The sequence below is a fragment of the Kribbella deserti genome (assembly GCF_042434725.1).
Classification (GTDB): Bacteria; Actinomycetota; Actinomycetes; order Propionibacteriales; family Kribbellaceae; genus Kribbella; species Kribbella deserti.
Genome location: NZ_JBHLTC010000018.1, coordinates 509,971 through 521,712, shown reverse-complemented (window position 1 = coordinate 521,712; position 11,742 = coordinate 509,971). Strand labels below are relative to the sequence as shown.

Annotated in this window: 10 protein-coding genes; 4 read left to right on the top strand and 6 right to left on the bottom strand. The window is 69.1% G+C overall.

What is annotated here, in order from left to right; all coding sequences use genetic code 11:
* Window positions 1-101: 101 nt before the first annotated feature.
* Window positions 102-1,874 (bottom strand): M1 family metallopeptidase, encoded by a 1,773-nt coding sequence (locus ACFFGN_RS15690; protein WP_380048027.1) that lies wholly within the window; start codon window positions 1,872-1,874, stop codon window positions 102-104.
* 106 nt (window positions 1,875-1,980) lie between these two features.
* Here ACFFGN_RS15690 and ACFFGN_RS15685 point away from each other — a divergent pair, with 106 nt between their 5' ends.
* The gene (locus tag ACFFGN_RS15685; RefSeq protein WP_380048025.1) at window positions 1,981-3,534 is read left to right on the top strand and encodes an adenylate/guanylate cyclase domain-containing protein; all 1,554 of its coding nucleotides are present in this window, start codon (window positions 1,981-1,983) and stop codon (window positions 3,532-3,534) included.
* Between the two features lie 27 nt (window positions 3,535-3,561).
* Here ACFFGN_RS15685 and ACFFGN_RS15680 read toward each other — a convergent pair whose 3' ends face one another.
* Both ACFFGN_RS15680 and ACFFGN_RS15675 read right to left on the bottom strand, forming a co-directional pair.
* Entirely contained in the window at window positions 3,562-4,344 is a 783-nt protein-coding gene (locus ACFFGN_RS15680) for an SDR family oxidoreductase (protein ID WP_380048023.1), read from the bottom strand.
* Between the two features lie 21 nt (window positions 4,345-4,365).
* Window positions 4,366-5,157, bottom strand: a complete 792-nt coding sequence (locus tag ACFFGN_RS15675; RefSeq protein WP_380048021.1) for a GNAT family N-acetyltransferase — start codon at window positions 5,155-5,157, stop codon at window positions 4,366-4,368.
* 169 nt (window positions 5,158-5,326) lie between these two features.
* On the opposite strand from ACFFGN_RS15675, the gene ACFFGN_RS15670 reads away from it, so the two are divergent.
* Together ACFFGN_RS15670 and ACFFGN_RS15665 are read left to right on the top strand one after the other, a co-directional pair.
* The gene (locus ACFFGN_RS15670; RefSeq protein WP_380048019.1) at window positions 5,327-5,578 is read left to right on the top strand and encodes a hypothetical protein; all 252 of its coding nucleotides are present in this window, start codon (window positions 5,327-5,329) and stop codon (window positions 5,576-5,578) included.
* An 83-nt stretch (window positions 5,579-5,661) separates the two neighbouring features.
* Complete coding sequence (locus ACFFGN_RS15665) at window positions 5,662-6,609, top strand: helix-turn-helix domain-containing protein (RefSeq protein WP_380048017.1); 948 nt, start codon at window positions 5,662-5,664, stop codon at window positions 6,607-6,609.
* A gap of 49 nt (window positions 6,610-6,658) precedes the next feature.
* Here the strand turns inward: ACFFGN_RS15665 and ACFFGN_RS15660 are convergent, their stop codons facing one another.
* From ACFFGN_RS15660 to ACFFGN_RS15650, 3 genes are all read right to left on the bottom strand, one after another.
* Window positions 6,659-7,285 (bottom strand): HNH endonuclease family protein, encoded by a 627-nt coding sequence (locus ACFFGN_RS15660; protein ID WP_380048015.1) that lies wholly within the window; start codon window positions 7,283-7,285, stop codon window positions 6,659-6,661.
* Between the two features lie 96 nt (window positions 7,286-7,381).
* Window positions 7,382-8,149, bottom strand: coding sequence for a YaaA family protein (locus ACFFGN_RS15655; RefSeq protein WP_380048013.1), 768 nt, complete (start codon window positions 8,147-8,149; stop codon window positions 7,382-7,384).
* Window positions 8,146-9,087 (bottom strand): aldo/keto reductase, encoded by a 942-nt coding sequence (locus ACFFGN_RS15650; protein WP_380048011.1) that lies wholly within the window; start codon window positions 9,085-9,087, stop codon window positions 8,146-8,148. The genes ACFFGN_RS15655 and ACFFGN_RS15650 overlap by 4 nt, the downstream gene beginning before the upstream one ends.
* A 61-nt stretch (window positions 9,088-9,148) precedes the next feature.
* Here ACFFGN_RS15650 and pepN point away from each other — a divergent pair, with 61 nt between their 5' ends.
* A complete protein-coding gene (pepN, locus tag ACFFGN_RS15645; protein WP_380048008.1) occupies window positions 9,149-11,596 on the top strand; it encodes an aminopeptidase N in 2,448 nt (815 codons plus the stop codon).
* The last annotated feature ends 146 nt before the right edge of the window (window positions 11,597-11,742 follow it).

The following is an 11,742-nucleotide window of genomic DNA, read 5'->3' as shown; positions in this document are numbered from 1 at the left end:
GGAGAAGCGGTCGCGATGCTCTAGCATCGTGGCCGTTTCTCCAACGCCGCGAGGTGCGTGCCTGGGCGCCGGAGATGTGCACGAACTTCCGACTCAGGACACTAGCTGGCCAGAATTCGTTCGACGGCGGCAGCGGTGATCGGGTGATAGCCGGCGCGGGCGGCGGCGTAGAGCTCGCGCGCGCGGTCCGCCTGGCCCGCGCCGACGAGTGCCCGGTAGACCGGTAGGACCAGCTTCATCCGGCCCACCCGGATCAGGAAGTGCCGCAGTTCGTCGTACGACGGCTCGTATCCACTGGCGGCCACGATCGAGTACCAGCGCCGGGCGATCTCACCGTTCGCCGTACCGGTGAAGCCGAACTCCTGGTCGAGCGTGCGCAGCTGTTCGTGGCTCAGCACGTCTGGCATCGCGTCGAGGAAGCGTAACCACTCCTGCGTGGTCCATTCGGCCGTGGCCGCAGGCAACGAACCGCCTTCCAGCCAGGTGGTCCGGCCCTCGTCCACAACGCTGAAGCGAGCCGACTTGGCCCGCTCCGCGAAGGCCGGGATGCCCGGTTGGTCCAGCCAGGCGGCCAGCTCCGTCGCGGTGACCACGCCGGGGTACGGCTCGAGCAGCGCGCGTTCGAGATGGCCGACGAAGTCCGCCGAACAGATGCTCCGGAACGCGAACCGGTCGAAGTAGCCGCGGATGAACGGGTCGAAGACGTCCCGCCCGAACCGCTCTTCCAGCCACGCCAGGAACCACGTGCCCTTCAGCGCGCCAAGACCCGAGGTGCCGTGGTACTCCGTGCCGTGGTTCAGCCCGGGCAGTTCGAGGGCCTGGGTGGCCGGGTCCAGCGGGTCGAGCTTGGTGACGGTGGCGTGCTGCTTGATGGCCGTCTCCATCACCGCGAACTCCGTGCCGTAGACGGCCTCGACGATCCGGTTCTCGACGTACGCCGTGAAACCCTCGTTCAGCCAGATGTCGTCCCAGCTGTCCTGCGTGACGAGATTGCCCGACCAGCTGTGAGCGAGTTCGTGCGCGACAAGGCTGACCAGCGACTTGTCCCCGATCACCACGGTTGGCGTCGCGAACGTCATCCGCGGGTTCTCCATCCCGCCGTACGGGAACGAAGGCGGCAGCACCAGCAGGTCGTACCGCCCCCACCGGTACGGACCGAACAGCTCCTCCGTCACCCGCATCATCTGCTCGGTATCGGCGAACTCCGCCGCGGCCCGTTTCGCCATCTCCGGCTCGGCCCAAACCCCGGTCCGCGGGCCAGTCGCCTCGAACACCAGGTCGCCCGCCGCGATCGCCAGCAGGTACGACGGAATGGGCTCGGGCATCACCACGTCATACGAGCCCGTACGGCGCGAGGCCGTGCCGTTGTCGGCGCTCATCAACACCATCAGCTCGGGTGGTGCCGTCACATGCGCGGCATAGCTGAACCGCACGCCCGGCGTGTCCTGCACCGGCACCCACGAGCGCGCGTGAATGTGCTGCGACTGGCTGAACATGAACGGCAGTACGCCGCCCGCGGTCATCTCCGGCTCCAGCCATTGCAGGCCCGTCGCGGTCGGCGCGGTGCGGTAGTGGATCCGCACCTTGCGATGGCCGGCCGTCCGTATCGTCAGCGCCGAGCCGAGCTCGGCATCCGCCTCCGCCAGCTCGAAAACGAGCGGTTCCCAGTCCGGCTCCGACCAGCCTTCGACCCCTAGAACGGTCAGGTCCCGGGTATCGAGCACAAGGCGGTCCCCAGCGCCTTCGGCCCAGTCGAGGGTATGCGTCGCGGACCCGCTCAGCACCTTCGCGGTGAAGTCGAGCGCTAGATCCAGGTCGAGATGCCGGGTCCGCACGGTGGTCGGTTCGGCATACGAGTGGCGGTCATGGGTCACGGGGGCTCCCGGTGTGGCTGGTGTTCGTTCGGAGGACCATACCCACGCATTGGCCCGTCGGAGTGGCGAAAAAGCGTCACGGCGCAACAGCGTCACACTGGAGGGCATGATGGCGGAGCGGAGTCCGGCCCGTGTTCTGCAGCGACGGCCGTTCGGATCCTGGCTGCTCGGGCCCGCCGATCAGAGCCCGAGAATGCTGCGGATCCGGGTGCAAACACTGCTCACCGTGCTGCTGGTCGGCGCCAACCTCACCGGCGCCGCCGTGGCGTTCGTGCTGGCCGTGTTCGTGCTGCCCGGGCCGGAAACCGAGGGACAGCTGATCCGCGTCCTGATCACCGTCGGCTACCTCACCGCGGCCTTGATCATCGGCAGCATCTGGTGCACAAAACGCGCTCTCCGCGCGACCCGCTGGGCGCAGGAGAACCGGCCGGCGACCCGGCAGGACCAGATCACCACGCTGCGATTGCCGCTGCAGCTGACGATGATCGTGGCCTTCTTCTGGCTGCTCGCGACCGTGTGTTTCACCGTGGTGGCGATCATTCTCGAGCCAGCGAGCGTGGTCCGGGTGCTGGTCACCACGTTCGACGGCGGCATCGTGACGTGTGCGGCGACATACCTGCTGGCGGAGTTCTCGCTGCGGCCGATCGCCGCCCGCGCGCTGGTCGACTCGCCACCGCCGAGGCGGTTGCTGGCGGCCGGGCTGAAAGAGCGCACGATCTTCTTCTGGGCAGCCGGTTCCGGCGTACCGGTGGCCGGCTTGATGCTCGCGGCGCTGCTCTCGCTGATCGACAAGGACGTATCCGCCACGCGGCTGGCGGTCATCATGCTCTCGCTCGGCGGCGTCGTACTGATCTTCGGCTGCCTGCTCACCGTGTTGTCCGCGAAGTCGGTGGTGGTCCCGGTCCGTTCGGTACGGACCGCGCTGGCGGTGATCGCGAGCGGCGACCTGAACGTGCGCATCCCGGTGTTCGACGGCACGGAGCTCGGCTCGCTCCAGGCTGGGTTCAACCAGATGGCCGCCGGGCTGCGCGAACGCGAGCACATCCGCGATGTCTTCGGCCGGTACGTCGGCCCGGAGGTGGTCCGCGACGCCCTGACCCGGCACAACCTCGGCGGCGCGGAACGCTTCGCGGCGGTGCTGTTCGTCGACCTGGTCGGGTCAACCGGCCTGGCCGCCACCCGGCCCCCGGTCGAGGTGGTTGCCCTGCTCAACCGGTTCTTCGCGATCGTGGTGGACGAGGTGGACCGGCACGGCGGGTTCGTGAACAAGTTCGCCGGCGACGCGGCGCTGGTGGTTTTCGGCGCGCCAACCGAACTCGAGGATGCCGCCGGCAACGGGCTCGCCGCGGCCCGGGCGCTGGCTCACCGGCTGGCCGACGAGCTGCCCGAGGCAACGGCCGGTATCGGCGTCACGGCGGGTGTGGTCGTGGCCGGCACGGTCGGGGACGAACGACGCCACGAGTACACCGTCATCGGCGATCCCGTGAACGAGGCCGCCCGCCTCACCGAACTCGCCAAGTCCGTTCCCGGCCGCCTCGTCGCCTCCATGACCGCCGTCGACCACGCCGGCCCCGACGAAGCCGCCCACTGGCAACCCCACGGCGAACTCACCGTCCGCGGCCGAACCACCCCCACCCACCTAGCCATCCCAACCCCTTGACGTTTTCCCACCCACGTTTTGCATGGCTTAGCGGCCGCCGCTGACGTCGAGGGTGGTGCCGGTCATGTAGGACGCGCGGTCGGAGGCGAGGAAGGCGATGGCTTCGGCCACCTCGTCCGCCGTACCCGGACGACCCAGCGGCGGCGTGGACCCGAGACGATCGAGTCGGCCGGGCTCGTGGATGTCGGTTTCGATCAGCCCGGGCCGTACGCCGACCACGCGGATGCCCTCCTTCGCCACCTCGTTCGCGAGGCCGATCGTGAGCGCGTCCACCGCGGCCTTGGAGGCGGCGTAGTCGACGTACTCCCCCGCCGATCCGAGTACGGCGGCGCGGGACGACACGTTGACGATCACGCCACCTTCGCCGCCCGACGCGGTGGACATCCGGCGAACGGCCGCACCTGCTACCAGGAAGGCGCCGGTCACGTTGATGCGCAGCAACCGCTCGAGCCGCGCGGCGTCGTACTCGGCGACCCGGCCCGCCGGGGAGATCACGCCCGCGTTGTTGATCAGCGCGCGCAGCGGTCCGAGGTGTGCCGTCACCTCGTCGAAGAGGCACTCGATGTCGGCCGGCTCCGCCACGTCGGCCTGTACGGCGTACGCCTTGCGGCCGAGCTTCTCGCAGGCGGCGACAACTCGCGCTGCCTGGTCCGCCTCGGTCCGGTAGCTCAGGCCGACGTCCCAGCCATCCGCCGCGAGTGCAACCGCCGAGGCGGCACCGATGCCCCGGCTGCCACCCGTCACCAAGGCCGTGCCGCGGTTCCCCGTCGAGTCACGCTGTTCGATCGTCAGGCCCTGAGTTGCCGTCATGCGTCCAACCCTGCCATGGGCTCAGGGGACCTGTGGCTGACGGGTGAACTGCAACTGCTTCTCGTTGTCGGAGAAGCCCAACGTCCGGTAGATCCGGATCGCCAGGTAGTCGGGATCGGCGACCATCACCAGGGTCTTGGCCTTCAGTTCGCCGAAGCCGTACTGTGACGCGTGATGCACGAGCGTGGTGGCCAGGCCACGGTTCCGGGCGCTTTCCAGGGTTTGCACGTTCTGGTAGCGGGCCACCTCGCCGCCATCCGAGATGAGGCCGAGCGACGACAGCAAGACGTCACCGTCGAACGCGCCGAACCACGCGCCGTGACCGCCTTCGATCAGGCGGCGGTAACCGTCGTTGCGGCGGGCGGAGAACTCCTGGTAGCCCTCAACGTCCATGGTGTTCACGGTCCGGCTGATCGCGAGGTGCTGGAACCAGTCGTCGTCGCTGCGCAACTGCCGGATCGTCACCTCGGCGTTCGGCCGGGCCGGCGGTAGAACCTCGGTCGCGGACATTACGGTATTCGTCTCGATCTCGAACCCAGCCGCGCGTACCTCGTCGACGGCCCCGACGACTCCGTCGGTCGTGTCCAGGCCGAGGGTGAGATGGCTCGCCTCGGGAAACTCCGCCTCGAACGCGGCCACCCGCGCGTCGATATCACCCGGGGCGAACGGCGCACGGAACAACAGGTAGTTGCCCCACCAGAACGTCGGGTTGGCGGGTGTCCGGACGACGACATAGTCCGGACGCTCGGTCACTTCGCTGCCCTCCAACTGAAGCAGCATCAGATCGGTCCGGAACCCCAAGCTCGTGATCACCGGACGATTGTCCATCCGCGCGCCGGATCCGCCTACCGAATTCTCCGGCCGGTCCTATCTGTCGAGATTGCTGCGGAATACGCACAGATTGCCAACGGCAACAATCCGCTCTTGCGTTCCGGTGCGGCCGGGTGAACAGTGAAATTCACCGCAACGAAGGGGAAAAACAATGACCCAGCACGCCGAGGCCGTCGATCACGAGCACCTGCCCGACGACGGCTGCGAGACCGTACCGCACGAGGACCACGTCGACCACGTTCATGACGGCGAGCACCACCCGGAGGCCCGGCTGCACACCGGGCACGACGGCGCGCACACCGAGGGTGACGGCTGCGAAACGGTCCAGCACGAAGACCACCTGGACCACCTGCACGACGGCCATCGCCACTACCAGCACGAGGACCACGTGCACGAACACTGAACCGCCGCGGCCACACCGAAAATCCTGCCCGCCTGATCCGCTCGGCGGGATAGCCTGACGCCGAGGCGAGGGTGGGAGGTTCGATGCTCGAGACGGTCGGCGTGGCGGCTGCCGAGGAAGAGGTCTACCGGGTACTGCTCACGGCACCGGGCAGCACCGTCGCGACACTGGCGGAGCAGATCGGCCGCCCGCCGGACGAGATCGCCCGCTCGGTGGACGAGCTCGAATCCCTCGGGCTGCTGACCCGGCGCTCGGACCAGCTGATGCCGGCCCGGCCCGATGTCGCGATCGGCGTACTGATCGCGCGGCAGCGGGCCGAGCTCGACAAGGTCCAGGCCGAGGCACAGACGATGCTGTCCGAGGTACGGGCGCACGAGCGGTACCGGCCGGAGAACCTGGTCGAGGTGATCATCGGGCAGGAGGCCATCGCCGCCCGGTTCGCCCAGCTACTCGAAGGCACCGAGCGGGAGCTGCTCGTCCTGGACCGCCCGCCGTACGCCGCCGGCGCGGACAAGTCGGACCGGACCGTGCGGAGCCTGATGCGCGACGGCGTGACCGTGCGCGGGATCTACTCGCCGGATTCGCTGGAACAGCCGGGTGGTGTCGACGAGGTGTTCAGCGCGGCGGATGCCGGTGAAACGTCGCGGGTGCATCCGCAGGTGCCGATGAAGCTGGCCGTCTTCGATACGACGGCGGCGCTGCTGCCACTCTCGGTCGATCAACTGGTCGACAGCGCGCTGGTGGTGCATCCGTGCGCGCTGCTGGACGCGCTGATCGAGATGTTCTCGTTGTTGTGGGACCAGGCGGTGCCGATCGTCACGAGCACCCCCGGGGATCAGCTCGACGCGCGGATGATGACACTGCTCGCGGCCGGGTTCAAGGACGACGCCATCGCCCGGCAGTTGACGCTCAGCAGCCGAACCGTCGGCCGCCGCGTCGCCGAACTGATGGACCTACTCGGCGCCCGCACCCGCTTCCAGGCCGGCGTCCACGCCCAACGCCGCCGCCTCCTCGACGACTCAGGACACTAGCTGCCTCCTTAACGACCAAGCCGCGGCACCCCACCAATCCTTGGCGTGATCAGCAGGCGTCGAGCATGGTGGTCAGGGCGGTTTTTTCGGCGGACTGCAGGGAGAGACCGTAGTAGGACTTCACCCAGATCCACTCGCGGGCGTAGATGCAGTGCACGCTGGTGCTGGTCGGCTTCCATGCGGCCGGATCGCGATCGCCCTTCGAGCGGTTGCTGGACGCGGTCACCGCGATCAGCTGTGCCCGGGTCAGGTCGTTCGCGAACTGCTGCCGCCGGCTCGTGGTCCACGTGTTCGCACCGGACCGCCAGGCTTCGGCCAGCGGCACGATGTGATCGATATCGACCAGCGAGTCGTCCTCGACCCAGACCCCGTCGTACACGCTGTACCAACGTCCACCTGTCGGCTCGCAGCCCGAGTCGACCGTCACGCCGGTGCCGTCCCGCTTCAGCACCTGGTCGCGGGTATCGCAGGTTCCGGACACCGTCGACCAGTGCGGGAACAGGTCGCGGCTGTAGCCCGTGCTGGAGCCCTCGGCCCGCACGGTCAGCGCGCTGAGCTGCGATCGGGCGGTAGCTTCGCTCGGTGGCGTCGGCGGATAGGCGTACGCGGCCGGCGCGGTCAGCGACAGCGCCACGGTGGCAACAAACAACACGGCAACGGCGAACAGGCGGCGCATCTCAAGACCTCCGGGCGTCGGGCGGCCCCCCTTGGCTTCGCTGCCCAACCCTTCCCCGTCCCGGCGCGCGGGGAAACCACCGGCAGGTGAACCCTGTCAGTCCCTTTCGACGACCGTGAGCGTCCAGCCGGCGGCGGCGCGCTCGAGTTCGGCGGTCCAGCGCTGCGCGACGAGCGCGTGAATGCCCTGCGCGCTGCGCGGATCCTTGCCCGACTCCAGCAGATGCCGCGCCACCTCGCCGCGGGTGTGCTTGGCGTTGTGCGAAACGACCGAGCGCTTCCCGTCGCGCTCCCGAACCACCGACACCGACACCCAGCGATCCGCCTGCGGGCCGGAAGGCCGCCAGGCGGCAACGTACGTCGACGAGCGGCAATCCACGATCGGGCGATCCCCCGCGAAGGCGCTGAGCGCTTCGGCCAACGGCTCGCGCCAAACCGAAGCGAGCGGCCCGAGGCCCGGCAGCGTCGTACCCATCGAGAGCCGGTACGGCGGGACGCGGTCGGCCATCCGCAAGGCGCCCCAGGCGGCGGATACCACCACGAGGCGGGAGGCGGCTCGCCGTTTGGCGCCGGGTGAGAGCGTCGCGAAACCGAGGGCGTCGTACAGCACGCCCGAGTACAACTCGGCGGCCGGCACCGACGGTTCGGTCCGCCAGCGGGTGTTGCGCTCGACCTCGGCGGCCAGGGACGGGCCGACATCGAGGATTCGCTCGGCGTCCGCGCTGGCGCTGATCTTGGCGAGGGTTTCCAGGACCGACTCGCGGACCGGGTTCAGCTCGGGGAACGACAGGCTCGGCAGGTCGACGGGCTTGCCGCGCGTGCGCCCGGTTTTGCCCTCCGACGGCGGCAGCAGGATCAGGGTCACAGTTCGTCCAGGGCGGCGAGGTCCTCGGCGGTCGGCTGCCAGGCGCCGGCCTCGACGTTGGCGACGACCTGCTCGGGCCGGGTGGCGCCCGCGATCACGGAACCGACCGCCGGCTGTGCGGCCAGACCACCGATGGCGACCTGCAACATGGTCAGGCCGCGCTCCTGCGCGAACCGCTCGATGGCCTCGATCCGGTCGAAGTCCGCGTTCTCCAGCCGGGCGGTCTGGCTGGCCAGGCGGGTGCCCTCGGGCGCGGCCTCGCCACGGCGGTACTTGCCGGTGAGCAGGCCGAATTCCAGCGGGAAGTACGGCAAGACGCCCACGCCGACGTGCTCACAGGCCGGGATCAGCTCGTCCTCGGCGTCGCGGTCGTACAGGGAGTACTTGTTCTGGGCGCTGATGAAGCGCTGGTGGCCGCCGGCCTGGGCGGTCCAGTCCGCGTCGACCACCTGCCAGCCCGCGAACTGGGAGCTGCCGAGATAGCGAACCTTGCCTTCGGCAACCAGCTCCGAAAGTGCCTCGAGCGTTTCCTCGATCGGCGTCAGCGGGTCCGGCGTGTGCAGCTGGTAGAGATCGATCCAGTCCGTGTTGAGCCGCCGCAGGCTCGCCTCGACCGCCTTGCGGATGTACCGCCGGGAGCCACGGACACCCCAGTCGGGACCGTTCGCGCCGCGCATGTCGAGGCCGAACTTGGTCGCGACGATCACGTCGGCCCGGCGGCTGCCGAGGGCCTGCCCGAGCAGGGTCTCGCTCTGGCCGGGCTCACCGCCGTACACGTCGGCGGTGTCGAACAAGGTCACGCCCGCGTCCAGCGCCGCATGCACCACGGCGGTGGTCTGCCCGGCGTCGATCCGGCCGCCGAAGGCGTTGCAGCCGAGCCCGACCACGCTCACGGTCAGGCCCGAATCGCCCAGCTGGCGGTAGTCCCCAAGAGTCATGGCAGCACCTTAGATCCATGGGCCGACGGTTTTTGTCAGCGGCACCGCATAGCATCGGGGCATGCCGAGCCTTACCGCCGAGTCAGCCCGTACCCGGGCGGCCGCACTCACTGTCCACTCCTACGCCGTCGACCTCGACCTGACCCGTGGGGACCGCACGTTCGCGTCCACCGCCAGGATCATCTTCGCGGCGTCGCAGCAGTCCAGCTGGCTCGACGTGAAGCCGGAGGCGCTGACCTCCGTCACGTTGAACGGCGCCTCGATCGACGTCGCCGGCCTGGCCGACGGCCGGCTCGAGCTGACCGGCCTGCGCGCGGAGAACGAGCTGGTCGTGGTCGCGGAGATGGCCTATTCCAACGACGGGGAGGGCCTGCACCGCAGTGTCGACGTGGCCGACGGCAAGCCTTATCTGTACGCGATGTCCTTCCTGGACGCCGCGCCCCGGATCTTCGCGTGTTTCGACCAGCCCGACCTCAAGGCGCCGTACAGCTTCACCGTGACCGCGCCGGCCGACTGGATCGTGCTCGGCAACGGCGCCGCCACCCAGGTCTCCCCCGGCCGCTGGGAACTGGCCGAGACCAAGCCTCTGTCGACGTACTTCGTGACGCTGGTCGCCGGTCCGTATCACCTGGTCCGCAGCGAGCACGACGGCATCAACCTGGGCATCGCCTGCCGCCAGTCGCTCGCGCAGTACCTGGACCCGGAGGACATCTTCGAGGTCACCGGTCAGTCGTTCGACGAGTTCCACCGGCTGTTCGGCTACCGCTACCCCTTCGGCGAGTACCACCAGGTCTTCGTGCCGGAGTTCAACGCCGGCGCCATGGAGAACCCGGGCTGCGTCACGTTCCGCGATGAGTACGTGTTCCGCTCCGCCGTCACCGAGGGCGAGCGCAGCAACCGGGCCCGCACGGTGGTGCACGAGATGGCCCACCAGTGGTTCGGCGACACCGTCACGATGAAGTGGTGGAACGACCTCTGGCTGAACGAGTCCTTCGCCGAGTACATGGCCCACCGCGTCGCCACCGCCGCCACGCGGTACACGGACAACTGGCTCGACTTCGCCTTCATCCGCAAGTGGTGGGGTATGCAGGCCGATCAGCGCTCGTCGACCCACCCGGTCGCGAGTGACGCCGTGAAGGACGCGGCCGGCTCGCTGGAGGACTTCGACGGCATCTCGTATGCCAAGGGCGCCGCCGTGCTCAAGCAGCTGGTGGCCTACCTCGGCGACGACGTCTTCCTGAAGGGCGTCCGCGCGCACATCAAGGACAACGAGTTCGGCAACGCCACCGTGGCCGATCTGCTCGCGAAGTGGACCGAGGCCGGCGCGGTCGGCCTGGACGAGTGGGCCACGCAGTGGTTCAAGACGGCCGGCCTGGACACGATCAGCGCCGAGCGTACGGCGACCGGTATCCGCCTGCACCGCGTCGTACCGGCCGGTTCCTCCGCCCGACGGCCGCACCAACTCGCCGTCGGCGGGTACGACGAGACCGGGCGGGCCGTGTCCGTGCCGGTGCTGCTCGACGCGGATTCCGTCGAGGTCGAGCTGGACCCGTCGCTGGCGGTCGTCGTACCGGACGCGCTCGACGACACCTGGGCCAAGATCCGCCTCGACGCGGAAAGCCTCGCGAACCTGGCGAAGGTGTTGCCGCACATCGCCGACGGCGTCACCCGTGCCGCCGTCTGGAACAGCCTGCGCGACGCGACCGCCGACGGTGAGCTGGATCCGCGCCTCGCGTTCGACGTACTGCTCGCCGCGCTGCCGCACGAGGACTCCGACATCGCGGTGGCCACGTTGTGCAACTGGGCCCGGACCCGGTTGCTCGGCCGCTACCTGCCGTACGAGCCGTACCGCGGTCGCCTCGCCGAGGTCCTCACCGCACGCCTCGGCACCACCCCGGCCGGCAGCAGCCTGCAACTCGCGGTGGCCCGCGGCGTGGTTGGTACGACGACCGACACGGACATGCTGAACGGCTGGCTCCACGGCGATGGCGTACCGGTCGGCCTGGCCGTGGACGCGGATCTGCGCTGGCTGATCACGCTTCAGCTCGCGCGAATCGGTGCCATTGGTGACGCCGAGATCGACGCGGAACTGGCTCGCGACAAGTCGTCCGAGGGCGAGGTGCACGCGGTTCGCTGCCGCGCGGCGCTGCCGACGCCGGAGGCCAAGGAACGGGCTTGGGCCCTGATCAGCAGCGATGCCGAGGTGGCGAACTACGAGTTGTACGCCGCTTGCGAGGGCTTCTGGCATCCCGCGCAGCTCGACGTCACCGCGCCGTACGTCGATCGCTACTTCGCGGAGATCGCCGGAACCGAGAAGCTGCGCTCCGGCTGGGTCATCGCGCGCTCGGCGCTGCTGGCCTTCCCGAACACGGTGATCGACGAGCAGGTCGTCCGCAAAGCGGAGGCGCTCGCCGCCGACGAGTCGGTCTCGACCGGCATTCGCCGTTCGGTCAGCGACGAGGCCGACGACCTGCGCCGGGCGGTCAAGATCCGCGCCGCGTTCAGCTGACGCGATTCGGGTCCGGGATCACTTGTGGTCCCGGACCCTGTGTACCTGTCTGTTAACGCTCAGTGGGATGGGGCTTGTGTGACTGATGTGACACGAAGGGCCCTGCTGAGCAGCCAAGATGGTCTGCCGTGACGTAACCTCCACAA